General features: G+C 40.8%; 20 protein-coding genes and 1 pseudogene. 11 read left to right on the forward strand and 10 right to left on the reverse strand.

Going from position 1 to position 26,243, the window contains the following annotated elements; all coding sequences use genetic code 11:
- The 9 genes and pseudogenes from K0H61_RS05805 to K0H61_RS05845 all read left to right on the forward strand — a co-directional run bounded on the left by K0H61_RS05805 (window position 1) and on the right by K0H61_RS05845 (window position 9,110).
- A complete protein-coding gene (locus K0H61_RS05805; protein ID WP_220051784.1) occupies window positions 1-858 on the forward strand; it encodes a glycosyltransferase family protein in 858 nt (285 codons plus the stop codon).
- A 7-nt stretch (window positions 859-865) separates the two neighbouring features.
- Window positions 866-1,933 carry a dTDP-glucose 4,6-dehydratase gene (rfbB, locus tag K0H61_RS05810; protein WP_220051785.1) on the forward strand — a complete coding sequence of 356 codons (1,068 nt, stop codon included), beginning with the start codon at window positions 866-868 and terminating at the stop codon, window positions 1,931-1,933.
- A 3-nt stretch (window positions 1,934-1,936) separates the two neighbouring features.
- Window positions 1,937-2,806 carry a glucose-1-phosphate thymidylyltransferase RfbA gene (gene rfbA / locus K0H61_RS05815; RefSeq protein ID WP_220051786.1) on the forward strand — a complete coding sequence of 290 codons (870 nt, stop codon included), beginning with the start codon at window positions 1,937-1,939 and terminating at the stop codon, window positions 2,804-2,806.
- A gap of 11 nt (window positions 2,807-2,817) precedes the next feature.
- Window positions 2,818-3,690: a dTDP-4-dehydrorhamnose reductase gene (gene rfbD, locus K0H61_RS05820; protein ID WP_220051787.1), complete on the forward strand. Its 873-nt coding sequence runs from the start codon at window positions 2,818-2,820 to the stop codon at window positions 3,688-3,690.
- Window positions 3,691-3,698: 8 nt separating this feature from the next.
- Complete coding sequence (rfbC, locus tag K0H61_RS05825) at window positions 3,699-4,250, forward strand: dTDP-4-dehydrorhamnose 3,5-epimerase (protein ID WP_220051788.1); 552 nt, start codon at window positions 3,699-3,701, stop codon at window positions 4,248-4,250.
- The gene (locus K0H61_RS05830; RefSeq protein ID WP_220051789.1) at window positions 4,251-5,006 is read left to right on the forward strand and encodes a glycosyltransferase family protein; all 756 of its coding nucleotides are present in this window, start codon (window positions 4,251-4,253) and stop codon (window positions 5,004-5,006) included. It begins immediately after the preceding gene.
- A gap of 66 nt (window positions 5,007-5,072) precedes the next feature.
- Window positions 5,073-6,503: a mannose-1-phosphate guanylyltransferase/mannose-6-phosphate isomerase gene (locus K0H61_RS05835; RefSeq protein ID WP_286670287.1), complete on the forward strand. Its 1,431-nt coding sequence runs from the start codon at window positions 5,073-5,075 to the stop codon at window positions 6,501-6,503.
- Window positions 6,503-7,939 carry a phosphomannomutase gene (locus K0H61_RS05840; protein ID WP_220051790.1) on the forward strand — a complete coding sequence of 479 codons (1,437 nt, stop codon included), beginning with the start codon at window positions 6,503-6,505 and terminating at the stop codon, window positions 7,937-7,939. The genes K0H61_RS05835 and K0H61_RS05840 overlap by 1 nt, the downstream gene beginning before the upstream one ends.
- Window positions 7,940-7,943: 4 nt before the next feature.
- Window positions 7,944-9,110, forward strand: a pseudogene (locus K0H61_RS05845) (nucleotide sugar dehydrogenase).
- A gap of 681 nt (window positions 9,111-9,791) precedes the next feature.
- On the opposite strand, the gene K0H61_RS05850 reads toward K0H61_RS05845, so the two are convergent.
- From K0H61_RS05850 to K0H61_RS05865, 4 genes are all read right to left on the reverse strand, one after another.
- The gene (locus K0H61_RS05850) at window positions 9,792-10,964 is read right to left on the reverse strand and encodes a tyrosine-type recombinase/integrase (protein ID WP_220051791.1); all 1,173 of its coding nucleotides are present in this window, start codon (window positions 10,962-10,964) and stop codon (window positions 9,792-9,794) included.
- A gap of 236 nt (window positions 10,965-11,200) precedes the next feature.
- Complete coding sequence (locus K0H61_RS05855; RefSeq protein ID WP_220051792.1) at window positions 11,201-12,475, reverse strand: hypothetical protein; 1,275 nt, start codon at window positions 12,473-12,475, stop codon at window positions 11,201-11,203.
- Window positions 12,476-12,486: 11 nt separating this feature from the next.
- Window positions 12,487-15,309 carry a site-specific integrase gene (locus K0H61_RS05860; RefSeq protein WP_220051793.1) on the reverse strand — a complete coding sequence of 941 codons (2,823 nt, stop codon included), beginning with the start codon at window positions 15,307-15,309 and terminating at the stop codon, window positions 12,487-12,489.
- Window positions 15,302-16,870, reverse strand: coding sequence for a site-specific integrase (locus K0H61_RS05865; protein WP_220051794.1), 1,569 nt, complete (start codon window positions 16,868-16,870; stop codon window positions 15,302-15,304). The genes K0H61_RS05860 and K0H61_RS05865 overlap by 8 nt, the downstream gene beginning before the upstream one ends.
- A 570-nt stretch (window positions 16,871-17,440) precedes the next feature.
- Here K0H61_RS05865 and wecA (K0H61_RS05870) point away from each other — a divergent pair.
- Together wecA (K0H61_RS05870) and wecA (K0H61_RS05875) are read left to right on the forward strand one after the other, a co-directional pair.
- Complete coding sequence (wecA, locus tag K0H61_RS05870) at window positions 17,441-18,556, forward strand: UDP-N-acetylglucosamine--undecaprenyl-phosphate N-acetylglucosaminephosphotransferase (RefSeq protein ID WP_220051795.1); 1,116 nt, start codon at window positions 17,441-17,443, stop codon at window positions 18,554-18,556.
- A 383-nt stretch (window positions 18,557-18,939) separates the two neighbouring features.
- Entirely contained in the window at window positions 18,940-20,001 is a 1,062-nt protein-coding gene (gene wecA, locus K0H61_RS05875) for a UDP-N-acetylglucosamine--undecaprenyl-phosphate N-acetylglucosaminephosphotransferase (protein WP_220051796.1), read from the forward strand.
- Between the two features lie 79 nt (window positions 20,002-20,080).
- Here wecA (K0H61_RS05875) and K0H61_RS05880 read toward each other — a convergent pair whose 3' ends face one another.
- The 6 genes from K0H61_RS05880 to K0H61_RS05905 all read right to left on the reverse strand — a co-directional run bounded on the left by K0H61_RS05880 (window position 20,081) and on the right by K0H61_RS05905 (window position 26,104).
- Window positions 20,081-20,719 carry a HutD/Ves family protein gene (locus tag K0H61_RS05880; protein ID WP_220051797.1) on the reverse strand — a complete coding sequence of 213 codons (639 nt, stop codon included), beginning with the start codon at window positions 20,717-20,719 and terminating at the stop codon, window positions 20,081-20,083.
- Between the two features lie 271 nt (window positions 20,720-20,990).
- Window positions 20,991-23,321 carry a YjbH domain-containing protein gene (locus tag K0H61_RS05885; protein WP_220051798.1) on the reverse strand — a complete coding sequence of 777 codons (2,331 nt, stop codon included), beginning with the start codon at window positions 23,319-23,321 and terminating at the stop codon, window positions 20,991-20,993.
- Window positions 23,321-24,103, reverse strand: a complete 783-nt coding sequence (locus tag K0H61_RS05890) for a capsule biosynthesis GfcC family protein (protein WP_220051799.1) — start codon at window positions 24,101-24,103, stop codon at window positions 23,321-23,323. Before K0H61_RS05890 ends, K0H61_RS05885 begins: the two co-directional genes overlap by 1 nt.
- A gap of 11 nt (window positions 24,104-24,114) precedes the next feature.
- Window positions 24,115-24,825: a YjbF family lipoprotein gene (locus tag K0H61_RS05895; protein WP_220051800.1), complete on the reverse strand. Its 711-nt coding sequence runs from the start codon at window positions 24,823-24,825 to the stop codon at window positions 24,115-24,117.
- Window positions 24,826-24,966: 141 nt separating this feature from the next.
- Window positions 24,967-25,203: a hypothetical protein gene (locus tag K0H61_RS05900; RefSeq protein ID WP_220051801.1), complete on the reverse strand. Its 237-nt coding sequence runs from the start codon at window positions 25,201-25,203 to the stop codon at window positions 24,967-24,969.
- 460 nt (window positions 25,204-25,663) lie between these two features.
- A complete protein-coding gene (locus K0H61_RS05905) occupies window positions 25,664-26,104 on the reverse strand; it encodes a hypothetical protein (RefSeq protein ID WP_220051802.1) in 441 nt (146 codons plus the stop codon).
- Between the last annotated feature and the right edge of the window lie 139 nt (window positions 26,105-26,243).

Raw genomic sequence — 26,243 nt, forward strand, 5'->3', positions numbered from 1 at the left:
ATGGGTCTGTTCATAGAAGAAAATAAGTATCATGGAGATATATTAGAGTGTGGTTATCATTTCCTGTACGATAAGGACACTTCTAATTACATTTTTTCTAATGCTCCTATAAATATTAAAGTTGAGCTCGTTAATCAGTTTTCGTTTTTTAAATTATTTATTAAAATGTTACTTCTGCGAATAAAAGGGCAGGAGCATATTTATTTTAACACTATTGAGAAACCTAAAAGTGCTTTCCTATTTCTTTTTTCCCTAATATTAGGTTATAAAGTTAGTTGTACTTGCCATAACTTTGATGCTTTTTATGACTTCGGTAACTTTGTCAAGTTAAAAAAAAGATTGTATAGGTTTTTTTTTGGAAAGTTAATACTGAATAATGCCAAAGTTTATGTGTTAACTTCCGACGTTCTTAGTTATGTTACTTCAAATATATCTAACGGTTATAGCTGCGATATATCACTTTTGAACCTTTCTGCAATGAATGAGAATGAGTTTATTTTACCTAGCATCAATGATAATTACTCGGTTGTTTTAGGGGGCATTGATTATGATAGAAGGGATTACGATAAGCTTTTGGATTACATAGGTTCTAACCCTGACGTAGTCGTGTATATCTTAGGAAATGCAACAACTATCGATGGCCCACACTTCAAGAAAAGGATTGGTAAATTAGGCTTGCTGAAAAATTTTGTTTTCTTTGATTATTTCATTGCTCAGCCAGAATTTATTGGATACGTTTCTCAAGCAGAATATATAATTGACATATCATCCGGGTCTGCCTACGGAAAATATAAATCCTCTTCAACAAGTATTATCGGAACAGCATTGAATAAAACTGTTCTAGCTTTAACTTTATAGGCATTTTATGAAAAAAATATTAGTAACAGGTGGTGCGGGCTTCATCGGTTCTGCAGTAATTCGCCATATTATTAACGACACTCAAGATAGTGTTATTAACGTTGATAAGTTGACTTATGCTGGTAACTTAGAATCTTTAGCGTCTATTAATGACGATGCTCGTTACACATTTGAGCAAGTCGATATCTGTAACCGCACCGAACTAGATCGTCTTTTCTTGCAATACCAGCCGGATGCAGTGATGCACTTAGCTGCGGAATCTCACGTTGACCGTTCTATTGATGACCCTGCGGCCTTTATCGAAACCAACATTTTTGGCACTTACATACTGCTAGAAGCAGCTCGTCACTACTGGAATGCTTTAGAAGGTGAACGTAAAGGAGCGTTTCGCTTCCACCACATCTCTACTGATGAAGTTTACGGTGATTTAGAAGGCACAAACAACCTGTTTACCGAAGAGACCTCTTACGAACCATCGTCACCTTATTCGGCTTCAAAAGCGTCCAGTGATCATTTAGTGCGAGCTTGGTTACGCACCTATGGTCTACCGACCATAGTGACCAACTGCTCCAACAACTATGGTCCGTTCCATTTCCCTGAAAAACTGATCCCATTGATGATTCTCAATGCATTAGATGGCAAGCCGCTGCCTGTGTATGGTGATGGTATGCAGATCCGGGATTGGCTGTTTGTAGAAGACCATGCGCGTGCTCTGTACAAAGTAGTGACCAAAGGTGCGGTCGGCCAAACCTATAATATAGGCGGCCATAATGAAAAAGCCAACATTGAGGTGGTGAAAACCATCTGTTCACTCCTTGAAGACCTTGTGCCGAATAAGCCACAAGGCGTTGCTCAATACCAAGACCTGATTACTTACGTAAAAGACCGCCCTGGGCACGACGTGCGTTACGCGATTGATGCTCGGAAAATTGAACGTGAACTTGGTTGGAAACCGCAAGAAACGTTTGAGAGTGGTATTCGTAAAACCGTGGAGTGGTACTTGAACAACACCACATGGTGGAGCCGGGTATTAAACGGCTCTTACTGCATGGAACGTTTGGGGCGAGGAGAATAACCGATGAAAGGCATTATTTTAGCTGGAGGCTCTGGTTCTCGCTTATATCCAATTACGCGTGGGGTTTCTAAACAGTTACTACCGGTTTACGACAAACCGATGATCTATTACCCGCTTTCAACACTGATGCTGGCGGGTATTCGCGATATCCTTATTATTACTACTCCTGAAGATCATGGTAGCTTCAAGCGTCTGTTAGGCGATGGCAGCGATTTTGGCATTAACCTGCAATATGCGATTCAACCAAGTCCCGATGGTTTGGCTCAGGCGTTTTTGATTGGAGAAGATTTTATTGGTGACGACAGCGTATGTTTAGTGTTGGGCGACAATATTTTTTATGGGCAGTCATTTGGCAAACAATTAAAGCACGCATCTGAATTAAGCAGCCAAGGTATTTCGACGGTATTCGGTTACCAAGTAAAAGACCCAGAACGTTTCGGTGTGGTGGAATTTGATTCACAAATGAAAGCGGTTTCAATTGAAGAAAAGCCACCGCAACCAAAATCAAACTACGCAGTGACCGGTTTGTATTTTTACGATAACCGTGTTGTATCAATGGCAAAACAGGTTAAGCCTTCTGCTCGCGGTGAATTAGAAATCACTACTTTGAATGAAATGTATCTGAACGATGCTTCATTAAATGTGGAATTGCTTGGCCGTGGTTTTGCGTGGTTAGATACGGGCACTCATGAGAGCCTGCATGAGGCATCTTCGTTTGTACAAACCATTGAAAATGTGCAAGGCCTTAAAGTTGCGTGTTTGGAAGAGATTGCATGGCGCAATGGCTGGTTAAGTAATGAAGAGTTAATCACTATTGCCAAGCCGATGCTGAAAAACGCTTATGGTCAATATTTACAGTCGTTAATTAAATAAGAAGGTGTGTGATGAAAGTGTTGATTACCGGATGTAACGGGCAAGTGGGTCATTGTCTGACCGAACGTTTAAACCACCAAGTAGAAGTATTAGCGTTAGATTATGAAGGGTTAGACATTACTAACCGTGGTGCGGTTTTCAGTACGGTCACAGAGTTTCAACCCGATTATATTATCAATGCCGCTGCACACACAGCTGTAGACCGAGCAGAGCAAGAGGTTGAACTTTCTTATGCGATTAACTGCGATGGTCCAAGTTATTTAGCGCAAGCGGCAAAAGAATGTGGTGCGGTTATGCTGCATATTTCTACCGATTATGTGTTCGATGGTACAGGCGATAGGCCTTACCAAGAAAGCGACAGCTGCGGACCGCAAGGTATATATGGACTAAGCAAACTGGCGGGTGAGCAAGCCGTTGCCGAACACTGCCCACGGCATTTGATTTTACGAACTGCTTGGGTATTTGGTGAGCATGGCAATAACTTTGTAAAAACCATGCTTCGCTTGGCAGAAAGACGTGATGAGTTGAGCGTTGTTGGTGACCAATTCGGTGGCCCAACCTATGCGGGTGATATTGCAGATGCGCTGGTGACTATGGTGCAATACCTTGAGCAAGGTAATCAAGCAAAATGGGGCGTTTACCACTTCTCTGGCATGCCTTACGCCAGCTGGTTTGATTTTGCCAGTACAATATTCAAAGTGGCAGAGCTGCATGATGTACTCTCGAAGCAACCTAAGCTTTCGGCAATTCCTACATCTGCTTATCCAACCCCAGCAAAACGACCTGTGAACTCTCGTCTAGATTGCAGCAAAATAGAAAATCAATTTGGTATTAAACCAAGTGATTGGAATACAGCGTTAAACAATATTAAAGCTTATAAGTAATTAAAATTATGAAAGTTATTGATACTAAAATTCCCGATGTGAAAATTATTGAGCCAACCGTGTTTGGTGATGAGCGTGGTTTCTTTATGGAAACATGGAATCAAAAGCGTTTTGAAGACCTGGTGACAGGTAAACCAACAGAATTTGTCCAAGACAACCACTCAAAGTCCAAAAAAGGTATTCTACGCGGATTGCATTACCAAGCCGAAAACACACAAGGCAAATTAGTGCGTGTAGTATCGGGAGAAGTATTTGATGTTGCCGTAGATATTCGCAAAGAATCAAAAACCTATGGTCAGTGGGTGGGAGAATACCTTTCTGCTGAAAATAAACGCCAATTATGGGTTCCGGAAGGGTTTGCGCACGGTTTTTATGTCACTAGTGATGAAGCAGAGTTTGTTTATAAGTGTACTGATTATTACAATCCTTCTGCCGAGTATTCCATCATTTGGAATGATCAGTTTATAGGAATTAATTGGCCAATAACAAGAAATCCAATTCTTTCCGAGAAAGATAAATGTGCGATGAGCCTAGAACACTTTCAAGGTAATATTATATAAATGGCTGTGTTTATTTCTGTTGTTTCTCACAATCACTCAAAAATAATAAATGAAATAAGCTGTCTTGAGTTGTTAGCGGAGCATTTTAATGTTGTAATAAAAAGTAATACGCCAGATGAGGATTTTAGCTTTCTAGAGAATATCTCTAATATTAATGTGATTAGAAGTGACTTCTATAGAGGTTTTGGTGAAAATAATAATTTGGCATATAAATATTGTAAGGAAGAGCTTGATATGAAAGGGGATGATTACTTTATCGTATTGAATCCAGATGTCTCTATCTCTCACCTACAAATATTTGATCTGTTAGATTCTATGAAAAGTGAGGAATGTGTTTTTTCATGTATTAATTTGTTTAAAAATAGTGAAATGAATATTTATGATAATTCTGTCAGAAAGTTCCCTACTTTTAAGCAATTTACATTTTCTCTATTAGGGTTAGGAAACTCCTCGGTTATAGATAGGAGTAGCATTTGTCATTCATGTGAAGTTGATTGGGCTGCTGGTTCATTTCTATGTTTTCAATCTCAACATTACTCTATGATCAAAGGCTTTGATGAGAAATACTTTATGTATTGTGAAGATGTTGATATTTGTTATCGTAGTATGAAAAAAGGAGTTAGACTTAAATACTATCCTGATGTTAAGGCTATTCATTATGCTGCACATAATAATAGAAAGGTTTTTACTAAACATTTTTATTGGCATTTAAAAAGTGCACTTAGATTTTTATGTGTTAAAAATCTAAGTGCTTAATGTGAAGTTTTGGCATTATACAGTGCATTATAAGTTCAAAAGAATATTATTAGTGAGGATGAATTTGTGTTAGTCCCAATTATTATGGCTGGTGGTACAGGGAGTCGTTTATGGCCGTTATCTCGAGACCTATACCCCAAGCAGTTTTTAAAGCTAACTGGTGACGAGTCGATGCTGGAGCAAACGGTTACTCGCTTGCAAGGCTTAGAGCATCAAGATCCTATATTAATTTGTAATGAAGAGCATCGCTTTATTGCTGCAGAGCAAATGAGACTGGGAGGTTTCTCTCATTCAGGAATTATTTTAGAACCTGTAGGGCGTAATACTGCCCCAGCCATAGCTTTGGCGGCACTACAAGCCTTAAAGCAATTTGAAGCAAATCCCAAAAATGAAGAACCAATGTTATTGGTGTTAGCAGCTGACCACGTAATAAAAGATGAAGCCGCATTTTGTGAATCTATTGAAAAAGCTGTGCCGTTTGCACAAGCAGATAAATTAGTCACTTTTGGTATTGTGCCCATTACGCCTGAAACGGGTTACGGCTATATTAAACGCGGCGAAGTTCAAGGTGATAATGCGGGGTTTAGAGTCGCGCAGTTTGTTGAAAAGCCTAATCTAGCGACTGCTCAAGACTATCTCGCTTCGGGTGAATATTACTGGAACAGCGGTATGTTCTTATTCAAAGCCAGCACTTACTTGGCCGAACTAAAAGCACATCGCCCTGATATGTTTAGTGCATGTGAGCAAGCCATGGCAGAGACACAAGCCGATTTAGACTTTATTCGTGTTGATAAAGCGGCCTTTGAAGCGTGCCCAGATGACTCTATTGACTACGCTGTTATGGAAAAAACTACTCAGGCTGTCGTGGTGGCAATGGACTGCGGTTGGAGTGATGTGGGGAGTTGGTCTGCACTGTGGGAAGTATCAGATAAAGACGAATATGGTAATGCTTGTCGAGGTGATGTTATTAACCTCAATACTCGTAATACTTATGTTCACGCGACAGAAAAGCTCGTTACTACAATTGGTTTGGATGACCTAGTAATAGTCGAAACCAAAGATGCGATTTTGGTGGCGAAACAATCTGAAGTACAGCAAGTAAAAAAGATTGTGGATCAGCTAAAAATAGAAGAGCGTCGTGAGTGGCAACATCACCGCGAAGTTTATCGTCCTTGGGGGAAATACGATTCGATTGATAATGGTGATCGCTTCCAGGTGAAACGCATTACGGTTAAGCCTGGTGAGAAGCTTTCTATTCAGATGCACCACCACCGCGCCGAGCATTGGATTATAGTGACAGGCACTGCTAAGGTCACCAATGGTGACAAAGAGCTATTGCTAACTGAAAACCAATCTACCTACATTCCTGTAGGTGTTATTCATGCACTAGAAAATCCGGGCAAAGTGCCACTTGAATTAATCGAAGTGCAATCAGGCTCCTACCTAGGTGAAGATGATATTGTTCGTTTTGAAGACAGATATGGCAGGATAAATTAATGAGCAATCCAACTGCTTCCCAAGTCATTAATGAAAGCGGTGTGACTTTTGGCACCAGTGGTGCTCGTGGTTTGGTTACCGACTTTAAACCAGAGGTGTGTGCTGCTTTTGCTGTTGCGTTTATTGAAGTCATGAAGCAAAGCTTTGCTTTTGAGCGGTTAGCAATTGCGATTGACAACCGCCCAAGCAGCCTAGACTTGGCTGCAGCTTGTATTGCTGCAGCTAACGCCGTTGGCGTAGGAGTTGATTACTATGGCGTTATCCCAACGCCAGCATTAGCCGTCACTTCGATGGCCGATAACATTCCCGCCATCATGGTCACTGGCAGCCATATCCCGTTTGATAGAAATGGTCTAAAATTCTACCGCCCTGACGGAGAAATCAGTAAAGAAGACGAGTTAGCTATCTTAGCAGCCTGTGTCGAGTTGCCAAGTGTTGAGTTATCACCTCTACCTAGTGTTCAAACTAAAGCTGTAGATAGCTACCTAGCGCGTTATCTTAATATCTTTAAAACTGATTTACTCAAAGGTAAACGCATCGGTATTTATGAGCACTCTAGTGCTGGGCGCGATTTATACGCAAAGCTATTTGAGAAACTTGGTGCAGCGGTTGTTACATTGGGTCGAAGTGATAGCTTTGTGCCTATCGACACTGAAGCTGTGAGTTTAACTGATATTGAAATGGCACAAAATTGGCAGCGTGAATATCAACTGGATGCGATCTTTTCCACTGATGGTGATGGGGATAGACCTTTACTATCAGACGAAAGCGGCAACTATTTACGTGGTGATATTTTATGTTTGCTCGCTGCAAAATATTTAAATATTGAGGCTTTGGCAGTTCCTGTGAGTTGTAACTCATCAATTGAACTCTCAGGTGTTTTTAATCACATAAAACGTACAAAGATCGGTTCGCCCTATGTGATTGCCGAGTTTGAACATCTGATGAAGTCTAGTGGCAGGGTTGCTGGTTTTGAAGCAAACGGCGGTTTTCTCTTAGGTTCAGATATTGATGTTAATGTTAATGGTGCAAAGCTTGCCGCGCTTCCAACACGAGATGCAATATTGCCTGCTTTGGCTGTCCTTGCAATGGCGGACAAAGAACCTATCTCTAGTTTACTGAAACAACTGCCGACTATCTTCACTGCCAGTGATCGTATTCAGAACTTTTCTCGTGAGAAAAGTCTGTTACTTATTGAACAAGGATTATCGGAACCGTTGCTGCTGTTGTCACAATTAGGCTTAGGTGATGTCAATGTTGTAAAAAATGATGTTACAGATGGTTTGCGTATGACGTTGAATAATGGTGAAGTCGTTCACTTACGTCCTTCTGGTAATGCCCCTGAACTTCGCTGTTATGTCGAGGCAGATTCTCAAAACCGTGCTCAAGAGTTAGTTAGACTCATCATAAATAATATTGAAAACATGCAGGTATAAATAGATGAAAGTTGCCATTGCTAGTACTGGTTACGTGGGGCTTTCAAACGCAATGCTTCTTGCTCAGAATCATGAAGTAATAGCCGTTGATATTATTCCCGAAAAAGTAGAAATGCTAAATAACAATCAATCCCCGATTGTTGATAGTGAAATAGAATATTTTTTAGCAAACAAATTGCTAAATTTTACTGCTACGCTTGATAAGCAAGCTGCTTATCAAAATGCCGATTATGACATCATAGCAACACCCACAGACTATGACGTTAGTACTAACTGCTTTAATACTTCGTCTCTTGAAGCCGTTATTAAAGATGTCATGGCCATCAATCCAAAAGCCGTTATGGTGATAAAATCTACTGTACCTGTAGGTTATACTGAGCGTATCAAGCATGAATTTGGATGTGAAAATATCATTTTTTCACCTGAGTTTTTACGTGAAGGTAAAGCCCTTTACGATAATTTATACCCCTCTCGGATCATTGTAGGTGAAAGATCTGAACGTGCGAAGGTATTCGCGCAGTTACTTGTTGAAGGCGCACAAAAAGATGACGTAAAGGTATTATTTACCGAGTCTACAGAAGCTGAAGCCGTTAAGCTGTTTTCGAATACTTACCTTGCTATGCGCGTGGCTTACTTTAATGAGTTGGATTCTTATGCTTAAACTCATGGGTTAGATGCACGGCAAATCATCGAAGGTGTGGGATTAGATCCTCATATTGGCAATCACTATAACAACCCTTCATTTGGTTATGGTGGTTATTGTTTACCTAAAGATACCAAGCAGCTGTTAGCTAATTACCAGGATGTGCCCAATAACATCATTGGGGCGATTGTAGATGCTAACCGTACCCGTAAAGATTTTATTGCCGATTCAATTTTAAAGTGTCAGCCTAAAGTCGTGGGTATTTATCGATTGATTATGAAGGCTGGTTCAGACAACTTCCGAGCATCAAGTATCCAGGGGATCATGAAACGGATTAAGGCTAAAGGTGTTGAAGCAGTCGGATATGAACCCGTACTTGATGAATCTGAGTTTTTCCATTCAGCAGTGATAAAGGATTTATCCGAGTTTAAGTCTAGCGGTGATGTGATAGTGTCTAATCGCATGGTGGAAGAACTTAGTGACGTGGCTGATAAAGTGTATACCCGAGATCTGTTTGGTTCAGACTAATAACATGTTTGATGTCAAGCCTATTGGCTTGTGTGACTTTTTAACTCAATAAATCAATGTGATATCCAAATGGATGAGACGGTTTTGAGACATGATCTTGAAACTGTCTCATTTTGGTTTTTTTAGTTTTATCTTAATCTTTGATTAACAAGCTTGTTTTTTGGTCGTTGTCGGTCTTAGACCTATTGCTTTCTTTAGGTCTTAACTTTTGTTAGAACAGTAGAAATTCTGTCTCAGGATCGTTTAACTGACTGAATTTAGTACAAGGACGTTTTATTTTATATTCATCTGTTCGGACGCTGATCCTGTCACTAGGACGTTCGCTTTGTGTTCCACTTTATTCCCTTTTTATATCTGTAAATCATAGAGTCTTGTATGTCGACCAGCTTATCGTAGTCAGTATCTTTCTGAGTTCGTTTATCTGTCTGTTTGTATTTCAAAAATTAGCGAAAATAGTCGGCCTAGTTGATAAGCCTAATGAGCGAAAGCTCCATATAGGCCAGATCCCTTTGATTGGTGGCATATCGATCTTTGTTTCAGTCATCCTTATTTCTTGTTTAACTTTTGAGATGACTCAAGGCACTCTTTTGTACATCATTTGTTCGTCGGTGTTGATTATTCTAGGTGCGCTGGATGATCGGATCATGAAAAAGCGCAGCCAAAATGGCTGCGCTTTTTGCTTTATACTCGATTTTCTATAGGCCCTTCATTCATCATCTGACTGAATGCTAACCCATCTAGCCTCGATGCATTGGCGACGTACGGTGCATAGACGTTAAATAACAGCTTTGTGTCACTGTGTCCGAGCATTTGTGAAATATAGAGTGGGTTTTCATGAGCTGCTATGTGTAAAACAGCAGCAGTATGACGAGTTTCATAGGGACGTCTTTTCCGTAATCCAGCTTTAAGTAGTGTAGGGAACCACAGTTTTTTGCTCACAAAATGCGTATCTAAAGGTATCCCTTGGTGAGTAAACACATACTCAGCATGTTTATCTGCTCTGTTTTTTAAGCGGCTGAAAACGTCAAACAAGGTATCGCACATTCTTAATTCTCGGCGCGATTTTGGCGTTTTTACGGCACAGGCTTCGCCGTTTACCCAGTTTTGCCGGATACGGATCAAGCGATGGTTAAAGTCGATGTTATCCCACACGAGCCCATGTACCTCACAGCTACGCATTCCTGTCCAAAACCGCACTACAAAGTAATCCCGCCATTCGGGAGTTACGGCTGCTAAAAATTGATTTACCTCAAGTAAGGTCATTGGGTGGCTATCAGCACGTTCCTCCCTAAGTGCTTTATAGCGTCTCAATGGATATCTAAACTCTAATTCGTCAGCAGCAAGGCTTAGTATGGCGACTAAAGGCCACAAGATCCCATTAATACGTCGACTAGAGAGCTTTTTCTCACCCTTGGGATCAACCTCTTGCATTAAGGTTTCTCGATAAAACTCCACCTGTGAGAGGCTAATTTCTGATATCAAACAGTTACCAAATTGCGGGATGAGATATCGGTCTAGGGTATTTCTTACTGTGCTTTGATAGCTTGATTTCCATTTGGCTTTTTGTCTGTCGAACCATTCCTGGGCGTAAACGTCGAAAAACGGATATTGGCGATCTGGATGACGTTCGCGCTGCAATGATTCAAATAACGCAATCTTCTTGCTTCCAGGGAAGTAGTCGCGATATTGAAAGGTGCCGAGATCAATTTCGGCATTCATCTGCTTAAGCGTGGCTTTGGCTTGATTGAGGTTTTTGGGGGTTGCCAGCATTTTCGTGCCTTCACGAAAACGGCGACCATAGAGAGAAAGGTCGAACTGAATACGTCCATTTGGGCGCACGCGAATCTGAGCCATTATGGCCTCCATTAAATAGATCTGTCCCTATCCGATGGAATTCGCTAAGATCGCGCCATCGGCTGGGTTCGGTTAATAGTCGTTGCAGCCGATACGGGGTAGGGTGGTTGCCGCCACTCTGCCCCAACTGCTTTTCTGATTTCCAATAGCCAAACTATTGGTGAAAATCTCACCTTACAATATGAATCTATACTGTACATTTGTCCAGTATTATTGTTGTTTACTTGGACTCTTAATTAATCCAGCCTGAATCCAAACAAATCCACTTGCTCTTCTTTAGGCGTTGTCATTTCAGTGGTTTTCATTTTTTCTATTAATTTCAGTATCTTGGGTAGCTGATAATCGCTATTTTCAATTGCAATAGAATACGTTGGGAGTTTGTTCTCAAGTGTTGAATAGAGCCCAAGTTTTAATTCGCCCTTACTGCCCTGTAATATTTCAAGCTTGGTCTGTTGGGCTCGAGTTAAATCTTTTATCTTCATTTCTAGAAGTTCCTTTGGTCGGAAACGAAATGCTTGATGGTCAAAACCTTGTGGGAGAGGGCTTATCTCATGCACTTTCAAACGACGAACAAATTCATAGGGGGCATTGAGTGCGAAAATTGCAATGCTCGTATTGTCGATATAGAGGATCGCTTCGTCGGCCTTTTTGATATTGTTGTGGTGCTTTACCCATTGCTGGACTTCATTTTTTATTGTGTAAATATCAACGATGAGATATCTGATAACTTGATTAGGCGGCGATTTTTGTTTGAAAAATGCGTCGATACCGCTAATTGTGGTTGTGATAGTCTGTTCACCGGTACTAAATGTAAGTTCTTCACCTTGTTGGGCAATATCAATGCTGGTTACTGATGGGTCATTACACAGACTTTTCAACTTTGTCGTTGCAGCTTCAGTTAACACTAGGTTTACTGCGAGTTTTAAGTGTGCAGGAAATGCTTTTTCTTCAATTTCATCATTGCGTTGAAGCTTGATGGTTTTAGTGTCTTTATTAAGTTCAATGTAAGCGAATGGCATGTTATTGCACGCTTCATTAATTGCGAGGCCAAGCGACATGGTAGAGACGGTTGTCATTGAACGTGTTAGGCAGTCCTTTACATATTTAAGGTGCTGTGTTTCGATTTTCTGGCACTGGCAACGATACAATGCCACTGTTCCCGTAATTTCCTTGTCACTCTTACTGCCGACGAGTTCGATGCATTTGGCTTCTGTGGCAGTGACCATTTCAATATCCAGCAAAACATTCTTATCTGGTCTTGAGTCGTACTGTAGGAGTTGTTTACCAAAGCAGCCGTCGATTGCAAATTGAGTATCTTTAAGTTCCGATGATTCAGGATCAATAGAGATGACGCACTGTGCAAATTGAGGCGCAAGACCGCTGATAATCGTTGCGGTTTTTGCTTTTTTGTCGATGATGAAGCTCAATACTGCCGTAGGGTAACTGGTGTCAATATTATTCAATACGGTCTCGAGTACAGAACGTTTTAATGCTGGGATGATAAGCTTCATGCGACCCTCTTTTAACACTGCTGAAATTGATTAATAAATTGCTGAGCATACTCAAGAATATTGGTTGATGTATCAAATTTGGGCTTCATGCGAATGAGCAGTTGTGTGTCCCCTGTGGGTTGTTTTTTGATGTTAATAGGTTCTTTTTTTCTGGCAAATATTTCACGAAGCAATTGCGCTTGTCTGTCGCTCCGTAATTTCCGATTGATTGTTAATTCGAAACTGAACGCTAGCCAATTCCATTCCCTTTGCCTGAACACTTTTGTGAACGCTTTGGCATTTTTGACATTACACGCGAGCATTATGCACAGAGACTGATTTTCAGCATTGAGTGTCACTGGTGGTAAAAACCGCAGGGCGGTTATCTGGCCTTTCTCCAACGACATCATCTGGTGCTGAGAACCGAGCGACCAAACTTGCGATAATGCGCCAAAATCAATGTGTTTTTGTTTGAGCATTTGCCCTATATAAAAACCGAGTTGCGTTGATGAACTGTTTATCAAGCCGTTATTCCAACGGCGGTATACTGCATCCGTAGCCTGAAGCAGTTGGGAAGGCAAGGCTGATATTTTGGGTTTATACACAATGTTGATTAACTCATGCTCTGAAATTCTGATTTTTTGAGAGCGTTTTTCATCGAGTGTTTTTTGCGCATACTCGGGACTGTGTTTGCTTAACACTCTTGATAAATCATTTGACGTTGCCGAGAGCTTTAGCAAATAGCGTAACTCGCTGTGGGTAAATTCTCGTTTTGTGTTCACATTATGAAATGGGCTCAGAACAGGGAGCAAGGTTTCGAGAGAATGTAGGTACGACCAACGGGTTGTGTCGTAGCTGGCATGACCGATTTGAGAACATACTTCATCTAATAAAATGCCATCGTTTACGTGATAAAATTCCCTTCCTTCAAGCCAATATTCGAAGCGCCTATTAATCACCTTATCGCTTAAGACTTCAGCTTCTAGTTTTTGAGTATCAACAGCTCGGTATTGCTCTGATGTGTAACATGCTAAATGTAGTGCTTGCTGCATAAACAGGTGCACACCACTGTGGCGCAAGTGATGGAAGTTAACGTCGTTACCAAACATTGCTTTCAAGGTTCGAGTCACTGGCAACAAGTAATACAGCTGACGGGAGTGTATAGGTTCATTATCAAACCCAATAAATGGGTCGTCAGCAGCAGAGTGTTCTTTTAATCGTTTTATTACGCTAAAAAAATTGCGGTATTGGTGGGGGATTACGGTATTAACAGTTCTAGACTTACCGTTTTTAGTTTTTCCTTCTTTTGTGTGAGTGACTTGAAGCCTCAGTTGATGAGTGTTTGGGTCAAAACTAACATCTTTATTGCGTAATCGTAGAATTTCACCGCGGCGTAGCATGCCAAACACCCCAAGTAGCGCAGAGGTGACTGCAAATAAACTGCGAAATGGGTTGTCAGTTGGACTATCTACTAGCAGTGAGATCAGTACTTCGAACTCTGACATCGCTAAACAGAATGCGCTGACGGTAGGCCGGTTAGTTGGGTAAGTAAAATCTGAAATATCCAGTGATTCAGTTAACTCCTGAACGCTTATGAATTTTAGAAAATAGTAAATCATCAATTGTGCAGAGTCTGACTCTGCAGCATTGAATACCTTTACCGCCCAATTGTTCAGACTGTCTTCATGGACCGCATCAACGTAAGGAAGTGGGTATTGTTCAAGCAACTTTTCAAAGCTGGTGTATTTGACGATAGAACTTAGTGCTAATTTTGATTTTTTAACGCCACCCAATGTGAGTAGTTGCTCCGTGTATAAATAGAGCATGTTCGGCAGTATATCTCCAGCTTCCCAAGATGGCTTAAACGCTGATGTGTTGCTATTTGCAGGCTGTTTTAAAAGCAACTCTTTGTGTGGCCGATACTTTTTATTCTGTTCAGCAGTAAGATGGGTAAACCACTCTAAATCCCAATCGATATTGTAAATGTTCGCAGACGCACCTGAAATAATTGGAACAGCTAGTTTTGAGAATCCCACATGACGTTCGGGATACGAGAGGTCTTTCAAAAATGTGGGTGGAATAGCATAGTGAACAAACCAAAATATTTGAAATCGATGCTGCCATTGGAATCGTATGGCTGCAGGTAAATTGTTTTGCGCTGCAAATTGATTTAACGCTTCAAGTAATTGCGCTTCTGTCACTTTTGAGGAACGTTGCGCATAGTAATCACTTAGTAAACGTTCACTTACTAACGATAGGTAGTAGTGGGTAAAATATGCGGTAACTTCATCTTGCTTTAAATGCCAGATTTTAAGTCTTGGCTTTGCCTGGCTGTAATCAATAGAATCGGAACAGTTCAGAACTTGGCTGATATGCGCTAAATTCAGTGGTGCGATCTCAAATGCAATCGCGAGCGTGATAAAGGCAACTGACATTGAGTTGCGCTTTTCATAGAATGTGATTTTCTCACTCTGGTAACATTGATATAGGCGAGATGCATTGCCCAGTTCTGGCGCAATTTTTTCTAACCATTGATGATCTTTGTCTGTCAGTTTTTGTTGGACTTGTTCTGGCAACTCCCAATTGCAACTATCTGCAAGGTATTGAAGAATTTCATTTAATGCTTGCCGATAGAGTTTCTGTTTTCCCGTAGGTACTTGACCAATTTTGCCCTTGGCTTCTTTAATTTGCTCGTCGCTAAGTTTTCTTTCTTTGGTGAAATAACTGGGCCAGTGCTGTAATACCCAAGCAAAATCTTCGATTGGTGCACAAGGGATACTTTGCCATTCAAAAAATTGCTGAATTTTCTGAGCTTCTTCCTTGATTTTTAAGTCGTTGATTTTGCAATCAGACATAGCGCATCTCTTTCAGACCCAAACGGACAGGCAAAGAATTTAAATAAGATTTCAACTTGCTAGTAGTTGCTGGAAACTGGTTATCTGCGCCCAGATGTTCCCCAACAATTGAGTGACCCATTAAACGGTCTATATCATTGTCATGTAAGCGGCTGGTTGATGGCGTAGTAATCGCGCATTGAGCAAAGAAGTGTCTTAATTGATAGGGGACAACGCCGGGCCAAACCTCATTCATAAATTGGCGTAAGGAGCGATTTGATAAATGGGAGTGTTCCCCTAACTCATTTAAGTAAAACCAAATAACATCCCCTTGCTTAACTTTGGGGAGCTGTTGTATTAGCTTAAATTGAAGTGTTAAGTAATTTTTTATTTCTTGCTGTAGGTAGTCTGCAAGATAGATGCATCGCAATTTGCCCTTATCTTTGATAAATGCGGAATCACTATACGAGTAGTACCTCCACTCGATGCTAATCGAATGGGTAGGTCTTGCACCTGTCAGTAATACAAATAAGAGTGCGATGCGACTAGTAGCTGCATTGTAATATGTTAACCACGCAGAGCTATCTTGCTGCCCGTTGCTCGCTATAAGTCCCCCTTTCGGCTGAAGTAATTTTACGTGTTGATCCAATCTTAATAAAAATTGGCAAACCTCATTTTCATCTAAAAAGCGCTTACGTCTAATGTTGATTGTTTCGCATGGAACCAACTTTTTCTGGTGGTTAGATGTATCCATCTGATACTGACAAATTCGACCTGGAGTAGATAGATATTTTGCAAGCTTAGGAGATTCAAAAATGATATTTCTAGAAAAGTCATGGCTATAGCTGTCAAATTTTTTATGCAAATTAATTTTTCTAGCGGCATCAATGATCCTAGATAAATAGCGGTTGCGAGCTTCGAAAATTCGATAACGGATTTGATCGCTATCCATTTGTTGATAGTGGCTTGCATGGCGGTGATGCAGTGACTTATCCAATATCAGTTGCATTCTAACTGTTGCCGTTAATGTGTTATCAACGAGCGCGCAATCGTTGAAGTAATCAAAAAATGCATCTTTTCGTTCGCGTGAGTGCTGTGTCAGTGAGTCAGGAGTCTTCCACGGTTGTGATAGCAGATTAAATAAAATAGCTCTTGCTTCTTCATTTAAAGCTGGCGTGTTGTAGCGCAATTTACTGATACTTGGTTGTAATAGTCGATTGAGGTGGGCAGGAAGTGGTTGCCAAAGGTAGCGAGTTTGTCCAGCTAGTTGATATGGTGAAGCTAATTCCCCCCACGATTCACTGCCATCATCGATTGTTCGCAGCGCATTTTTAACGCAATCGAGCGCGCCTGATACTCGGAAAAACAGCGGGATATCGTGCTGGCGCTCGATACATCCTAGTTTACCGGTGAGCCAGAGCACGAGTCCTGTGAGTGTTATCTCAGACTGATATGTCGATGGAACTCTGGCGAGTTTACTTAAAAAAATAGCAAAAGTTACAGCATGTGTGTCGGCATCAGGATACACACCACCAGAGTTTTTTTGTCTATTGGATGCTGAAATTTGATTACTTGAAATCATTTGCTGCTCTTGATGTTGTGCAACTAGTGAATATAAATAGAGCAAACACGTCATACGTGATTTCTCAAGATATACGTTATCTATAAATTAAGAAATAATTTGGGTACTTAATTAAACATCTGAGTATGTTGCTTTAATGTTTTTTTGTTTTTTTTATGTTATTTATCAGTTGTTTTTTAAAGCCCCTGTTCATAAAACCTGCACTTGTGGCAATGTCGGGTATGACTGATTTTGAAAAAGGTTAAATTAAACTGTTTTTATTGTATTATGAGTAAATATAATGGTACTGGGTTTATTTTGCGCAGCATCAAGGTTTCATCTCGATATTATTAAGTTGATAAGTGCTCTAAAAATGGCATTGAGAGTAATATTGGAAAGCAGAAACGTGATTTTGGAGTGTCATGGTTTGTTACTAAAAACTGTTTTATAAAGAATTAAGTTATAAATTTTGAATTGATATACGAAATGGAATTCGAGCATTTGGCGAGTGTATCTATTTGTTTTTTTAAAAGATATTTGTCATTTTTAAAGCGAATTCAGTTACAGTGATTACATTTTTTGAGTGGTTTTATGTTGACTGGAATGATTATTTTAAGTGTTTTTTTTGCCTCATTAGTTAGCTTGTTCTTATTTCGGCTTTGTGCTCCGAAAGTAGGTTTGGTTGATAAACCGAATGATCGCAAGTTACATGTAGGTCAAATTCCTTTGGTTGGTGGTGTTTCAGTTTTTACTACTATTGCGTTGACACTATTTTTTAATCCAGAATTACTGCTCGAACCCCAGTTGTATGTTTGCTGTTCTTTAATTTTGGTCATTGTAGGGGTTATTGATGACCGTTATGACATTAGTTTTAAACTCAGACTGTTTATTCAAGCGGCAGTGTCTATTGGGATGATCCTGATAGGCGAACGTAGTTTGCACAATCTAGGCTATTTAATGGGAAGCGATGAAATTCGGATCCCTGAAATCGCGAGTTATTGCCTAACGGTTATTGCCGTGATCGGTGCGATTAATGCCTTTAATATGGTTGATGGTATTGACGGTTTATTAGGTGGATTAGCCTCAGTTACTTTTGCGGGCTTAGGCTTGCTTTTTTATTGGTACGGGATGCATAACTTCGCTTCGTTCTGTGTGCTGCTCGTTGTTGCTATGCTGCCTTACATCATGCTCAACCTAGGATTTCCATTCGGCAAACGTTTCAAAGTATTTATGGGCGATGCGGGCAGCATCTTTATCGGTTTTACCGTAATTTGGTTACTAGTTGTTGGAAGCCAGGGAGAGCATGCTACTGCGATTCGACCTGTCACAGCACTGTGGTTAATTGCTTTACCCTTGATGGATATGGCTTGCATTATGATCCGCCGTATTCGCAAAGGACAATCGCCATTTAAGCCAGATCGCGAACATTTACATCACATTTGTCAGCGTGTAGGTCTATCGTCACGTGCTTCTTTGTTACTGATTTGCACTATAGCGATGATAATAGCGGGTATCGGAATCGTATCAGAAGTCTATAAAGTCAATGAGAACATCATGTTTTTGGCATTTTTGTTGATGTTTTTTATTTATTTTTTGTTGTTAAATAATATCTGGCGGATCACTTCTTACTTTAAACGTAATTTATCTGTGGCGCAGCCTACCGCCGAGAAGCGGATTGAGGTTGTAGAACTAGAATCCCGTCAATAAGCTCTACTGATGGTCAGATATCGTTAAATCTCAAGATACGGTATCTGGCCTTTTGCACTATCTATCATTGTTCTGCTTTGCCTCTTATGTAAGTCCTCATTTATCTCCATGAGTTATCCGCCACTGAGATTAATTAGCACCCTTAAATGTGTTTATCATACATTCAGTTGATTCCATAAACCGTGTTAATTCGTAGAATGAAGCAGTTGGACTTGTTTGTTAACAAACGAACTGGTCCAGCATGGGGTTAAACTGGCTTTTATTTGAAAATATTTTGACACTTCATTGTCAATAAGCGCTGCTATACTGATATGACATTAGCTCAACACAGTATGCGTAAAGGGTTATTTCAAATTCTGTATTAGCCTTAAGGAAGAGTGTTTATGGAATATTTATTGCCGTTTTTAACTGCGTTTGGTTTGACTTGTATAACAATTCTTGTGTTGAATCCCTTAGCCCAGCGAGTTGGGTTAGTTGATGTCCCTAACGAGCGTAAGCTCCATGTCGGAGCAATTCCATTGATCGGTGGCGTTGCAATTTATTGCAGTGTGTTAACAGTTTCAAGCATAGCGATAGAGCAAAGCCAAGTGTTTAATCTTTATCTTATTTCTGCAGCTTTTATTCTTTTCTTAGGTGTATTGGATGACAAGTATGATCTGTCAGTACGGGTGCGTATGACAGCTCAGGTACTTACCGCTTCGATACTGATTTTCGGTGCAGGGCTCTATCTCAATACATTCGGCAATATATTGTATTTTTTTGAGTTAAAACTCGGTTATATAGGTGTTTTTGTTACTGTTTTAGCAGTTATTGGAGCGATTAATGCCTTCAATATGGTGGATGGTATCGATGGGTTAGCGGGCATGCTGAGCTTAGTCACCTTTGGTGCTTTAACAGTTCTATTTTATTTTGCGGGGAATAGTTGGTTTATGCTGCCCTTACTGTTTATCGGGGCAATTATCGGTTATCTACTGTTTAATCTTCGTTGGCCATTCCCGTCGATTGAAAAAATTTTTATGGGTGATGCGGGCAGTATGCTGATTGGTTTAACCGTTGTTTGGTTACTGGTACTGGGCACCCAACCTGCAAGTAATTATATCAGTGGTGAAATGGTGTTTTCACCAGTTACAGCCTTGTATCTTATTGCAATTCCGCTGATGGATATGGCGGCAATTATGTATCGTCGCATCAAAAAAGGGATGTCTCCTTTTAAACCTGACCGTGATCACTTACACCATATCTTCGAGCGTGCGGGATATAACCGTAAGCAGACTTTGGTTGCCATTTCTTGTGCTGCTGTTGTGTTGGCCATGATTGGGGTAACAGCAGAAATTTTACAGGTAGCCGAGTGGATCATGTTTGTGGGATTTTTGGCAATTTTTGCTATTTACAACTGGGCTTTGGCTAATATTTGGCAAATTTTGACTTGGGTAAGAAAAACCTAAATTATTCAATTGTTGACTATTGATTGGTTGTGGAAGGAGTTATAAAGGCTAGAAATGAACATTTCTAGCCTTTAATTTATTAATTGATATTATTCGATAATTTAATGATAAGCCCATTAAATTTTTGATTATTTTTTAAAGTGATTCTAGCTTCTTTCGTGAATATCAATAGATCATAGGCTTCAAGCTGGATTTCGATATCATTAACAAATACAGTAATTGGCTCTAGGGTTAACAGTAACTCATGTGCGAGTGTATATCCAGTTCGTCTACATGCAGTCCAAAGTACTTCACCTATTGTAGCCTGACTGGCATTTGTTAATTGATCGACCTCTGAATGGTACTTTCCCCTTCTTGTCATCACGTTAAAGTCTAAAACGAAGGCGCCTATTAGCTCACTCGTGATATTGTTTTCGCCATCGAAAGCAAAAACGTTTCCCTTAGGTGCTAATAATTGGCTATCGATTACTTGCCCCTCTTCATCCTTAATTATTAGCCTTAAGCCGCTTCCTTCCAGAATGGACAGTTTTCTATCGACGTCTTTAAAGCGCGAAAACAGTCCATTGCTTGACACCTTTGCGATACTGATACGGTAGTCAAAGTTCTCAAGATCTGCCGACTGAGGAGAGATGAATAATTGTTTTGTGCTACCGCCACCATTCTTCCAAGGGGTATCTGGGCAGTCCCGATAGTGGATTAATCTAAAATCTGTATACAAGTTGGTTCCTTTATATGTATCGGGTAAATTCGAGTCATCTCGCATTCACTGCAGGATTTACTGTTAGTGATAGTTGTTTCACTTTGGAGGTTAATTGCTTGAGGATGACAGTTGACCATAAATGAGAAATCGATCATTGACTCCAAATATAGTCATATGATGTCTACTGAACGAGGTTCACTCCATAATGCTTTTCTGAGGTTCTTAAAATCGGGTCACATCAATAAAAAAGGGCGAGGTACAAAGTACCGAGCCCTTAATTTATAGTTTGTTATTTATAACTACTTTCTCTTGTAAACCAAGGTTGTCTTGCATCGGTTAAACCGTAGAGGCTGTACTTACGGCCAAGCATTTGTCCCCCATCTCGGGTTAATGGCAACCAACCGAAGTTCGCCCTGCTATGAGTAGACTTAACGGTCATCAAATCGTAGGGGATTGAGATATAGAAACCTTTGGTAAAGCTGCCTTCACCAAACTCATCTGCCGATAAATCTGTTTTGCTAGCAAAGGCGCCAACAATGACACCACTATCGAATTGTTTCGAAAAGTCGATAGTAACACCTTTGTCTTCTGTCAGGTATTGACCCGCGCTAATTTTCAATAAGGTATTAGGGAACCAATCTGGTTGGTAATAAACGGTAGCATGGCCTGTCATTGTACCAGTTTGAACACGGTAGTCTCGGCCAGTGATTGGGTCAAAATGATTTTCATCTTGGTAGATACCAAACATGCTGTCCGGATCGCGCTGTTTAACATAGTTAACATCGACACCAAATGCCCACTGGCTATTCATTGGTCGGTATAGAAACTCGCTACCGACACCGGCAAACATCATCTCTAAATAACCGCCATAGGCTTGGTAATAAATATTGTCGTTTAAGTTATCCATCCAAGTCAGTTGCAAATTGTTGAGTCTGACAGGGTGATCATGGATATATTCGCGAATGAGTGTTCGTACCCGCTTTAAATCGGTGCCGTCTGGGGGGACGTTATATAGAAATTTATCGTAATTGTCGTAAAGATTTAGGTAAACAGAACTTGATAGGTCTAAGTGATCGCTAAAGCGATAACGGGCAGAAGCTGTCATGCCGATATTGAACATGTAAAAGCCTTCGCTACCACCAAATGATTGCACTAATGTTGGGGCGATATCAAAACTAAAGCTGTCATCCCAACTTTGTTCTTTTTGATAGACAAGTTGTCCTTGAGGAATCGTTGGAACACTTAGAGTGGTAGCATCGGCCATTTTTGCATCAACGTAGCCATAACTGGCAACTTTTGCGAATTGCTTAGAGTCTATGTGGGTTTCTGTTATCGCTTGCCTGTTGCTGGTTTCGATGACTCGGTATTCTATGATACGTGAAGCATCGGTGTTATTCGCCAGTATTGTTGCTGCGCGTTGCAGAGCTTCATTTCTGTTTCGAAACTTAGTTTGTTCACCAACTAAGATAATGCTATCTGACGCGAGATAGATTTTAGGATTGTAATAACCCGCAATGGTTTCTAGTTCTAAAGCGACTTTATCCCAATCAACATTTGGGATGTTTGAGATGATTGCCGTGGTCGCAGGAGAGGATGTTTTTAGTTTAGCAACCGTATTCTCAGATTTGACTGTAGCCACTGCCGGCGCGGTATCAGTAACGGGCTGTGACAAAGGTTTTGTCATTGAAACTGCCGCTAACGGCTTGTATTCACTGGATTCAGGATCGGTTTTAATCTGATTTAAGGTATTAAAGTTCATCTGCAGGCTAATACCTAAGGTCAGGGTATTACCGCGCTCGTAGCTTAAATGTAGATCTGCCCAGTCTTCATAGCGATAGAGGGCGCCAAAGTTAAACTTGCTGTCCTGCGGCATAGCAATATCGCCAAATGTAGTTGGAAAGTCCGACTTATAGTCGTTACCATCATACTCGATTTTAAATCGTAGTGGTTCCCATGGCGTTTGGTACTCTACACCGCCAAAAACGGCGGCACAGCCCTTAAACCATCGCTGATAATCAACCGTGCCACCTTTTCCTCCCCATGAATTGTCACGATCACAATTATCGCTTAAATCTTTATTATCGGAGGTCAGATTGCCACTGTTGCCAATATAACCCCAACCAACGCCAAGGGTAAAATCTAAAGGGCCAACACGTTTAGTTGCAGCGATAAATTCGCCATCAAATAGCCCTGTGCCACCAAAGTCACGCACGCCAATGGAGGTTTCCGGAAGCCAGAAGCTCTCCTCGATTAGGCGAATTTTAAAATCGATGCCCTTGTCGGTGTACTTGGTTTTACCGCTAAAATTGGGGTCATTACTGTAGAGTAAATCTTGCACTTGGGTATAACGAACAGTACTTTCAAACCAAGGGAATAGCTGCACTGAAGCACTAAAATGCTGGTATTCATCGTTATATTGGGTGGCAAAATTAAATTCGCCTTCAGGCGCCATCCGTCCTGTCGGCATTTGCATTAAGCCTACGCCACCAAAATCTGACTGTGAGGGTAAAAGTTGCGGGTAGGCTAATTCATCGGCAGAGGCATAGAGCAGTGGGAAAAGCGCCAATGAAAGGGCGGATAAACGTCCAAAATGTGGAAAAACAGCAATTGACTTCTTCATCACAGCGCTCGATTTTTGAGTAATTCAACAATGTTGTCGTTTAACGTCGCAAATCCATTAAATGGACTGGAAAACTCAACATACAATAAAGCCCCAGGAGCTATATCCTGTGCTCGGTGATTCCAATAGGCTATAGGCTGTTTTATTGCCTCCCCATTGGGTTGAATCAACCATACATAACTATTTTCGGCGTTATCGAGTAAATTGACCTTATCGAGATAATCTTGGCTTTTCGTTGTGACTTGCCAAGGTTGCTGACTTATACCGTTAACGGCGCCTAGAACAGTAATAGTGTTTGGACGTGGGGGAAGAATGAGCTGATATTGCCCTTCTATCAATGGATTCAGTGCTTCGTTAATCCTTATCAGATCAATATCCAACGGTTGCATAATACGCTTACCTAGCTTGAGTTGGCGTATATACTCACTGAATTGACCGAGCTTATGTACATACTCACTTTCGGTCGAGTCTGATTGCATTTGCGACAGTGAATCTAGAATTTCCTTTCGCTTTGTTTCTAGCTCTTGCGTATCTTGCATATCCCAAAGCGCAGCGCCTAACCAGTAGATTGGCTGAGGCTTGGTCTTCGCAGGATTATAGTTAGGCAATTGCACGATGCCTTCCTGAACAGCCTGTTGAACACGTATAGGAGTAGGATAACTTAATTGAAATAATGGGGCTTGTTCAGCAGAGGTGCTAACAACCAATTGGGTTTGCGCGAAGGCTAACGGCTGAAATAATGCACCTGCAAGAATTGTTGAAAGCAAAAAATACGGCTTCATAAAGGTTCCATTTAAGATGCAAAGGGTTTCAGCAGTATCATTTCGATATAAGGCAAGTTTGGCGCTATTTTTTGCCAGCTTTTAATCACACGACCATTTTTCGGGTCTACCCAAAACTCATTTTGATATTGGATATTCAATGAATCGACAGAAACAAATTCACTGTAGTGCAGTGTTGTCTTGGGTGACTCATTAATCATCACTACTTCTTCAGCCACTAATTTGAATTGCGAATTAAGCGTATAGCCATAATGGTAACCTGGCTGCCAATCTATGGTTCGAGTCCATTGTTTGGGTGTGTTATTTAAGTGCAAACCAAGAAGAATTGGATCTGGTTCGGTACTTTCCACAGACACTAGATTGCCTTGGACCAATTTGTGGGTTTTAACTAAGCGGCCATTAATCGTCACAAGCATGGCTTTATCAGCTGACAACCATTTCAGCTCTAATGGGGCTGATTGAGTCGGAGTTGAGTTTAGATAAGTTTTAGGCTCAGCAAATGCCAACGTGATAAATACCTGAGAAGCACCTTCAATTTTGGCGTAAATACTGGCGTAGGGATTGGCTTTTATTTGCTCAGGAGTTAATACGATATCTGGATTACCATAATAGGCGAGGGCAATAGTGTCGTTTAAGGCGCTAATCCGTTGGCTACAGCCAGAAATGCTCAATAGTAATGCCGAAAGGCCGATGAGTGGGAATAATCTGATAATCTTACGCATCCGAGTTGCTTATGTTGAGTTTGTTCACTAGCCAATCTAAAGAGATATTGGTGTGAATTCAAGGGAAACCATGGCGAAATCAAAAAACAAAACTAAAAAAACAACCGCCATAAGGCGGTTGTTTTAAATTCAATTGTCAACTTAAAAAGTAGTGGCTGTCACGCTTCCAACAGTCAGAGGAGTGCCGTCACCACCGCTGCTTGATGCAGCAATACCAGCACCAACTGCAACAACACCTACACCACCTGCAGTAATTGCACCAGCTGCACCTGCACCTGAGCCTGAACCTGAGGCTTTACCTGCGTTATCATCAGCTTGAACTGCAACAGAACCTAACATTGACATAGCAGCGATAAGTGCTAAAGAAGTTTTTTTCATCGTGATTCCCTTTTAGAAAAAATTTACAAATTTTAGCTAATCTAGTACGGCATGATAATTGATTCCATTGAGTTTTTCAATGTGAAATCCGAGATCATCCTCAGACTTATGACTGATTTTCCGCTTAGCTGCCACTGATTTATCCCTTAACTATGTTTATTCAGAAACATGTAAAATGGAAAACCATCAGTCAATTTATAGCAGTTACTACTTTTTTCTTCAAATGCGAAACGTAATATTGCAATGATTTAATTTAAATAGCGTTTACGTTATCAACCTTGATTCATTTGTGTTTTAAGCTTGTAACATGTTGATAGGGTTTGCCAGTGAATGAACACTTTACAATTTAATTAAACTCTACGAACTAAAAATGGTTCTTACACCACATATTACGCAAGGCAGCGTGATATTTTTATGAATGAAATCGCGCCATTTTAACTAATGGCGCCATGTAGCAATATTAGTTCCCTACAGCAGTTGCAGTCGTACTCGGTGACGAAGGAGAGTCACCTCCGCCATTTGCCGCCGCAGCGATGCCGCCGACTACAGCTGCAGTCGTTACTACACCAACGATGATGATGGAACCCGTTGAGCCTCCCGATGCACTGCCGCCAGTTGTAATTCCACTCGTTGTTGTATAGGTTTCTGTCGTAGGCGCTGGTTCGGCTGGCGTGGAACTTGGCTCATTTACAGTCGCATCGGCGCTGTTCGCGTTGCTCATCTCTTCAACTGACGTTTCTTCAACAATCGGTGGCTGCGGAGCCTCTGGTGGTGCTGGTGGTTCAACTGCCATTGTCGGTTCTGGCGTTGCAACGGTTTCTGGTGGATTAATGCTTGCTTGGGCTGACATAGAACCTAGTGCTGCCAAGCTAATCATGAGTGCTAATGCTGATTTTTTCATCTTGCTTCCCTTCCGGAATGATTTTTAATTTATTAACAAATAGGGTGCAGTTATATCATGTATTTCGTTTTATAACTGAATTATCTGAATGCTGTCGGGTAAAGAAATTATGACTGTCTAGTCAGTTCTGAAGCCGCGC

The organism is Shewanella acanthi (assembly GCF_019457475.1).
In the GTDB taxonomy this organism is placed as follows: domain Bacteria; phylum Pseudomonadota; class Gammaproteobacteria; order Enterobacterales; family Shewanellaceae; genus Shewanella; species Shewanella acanthi.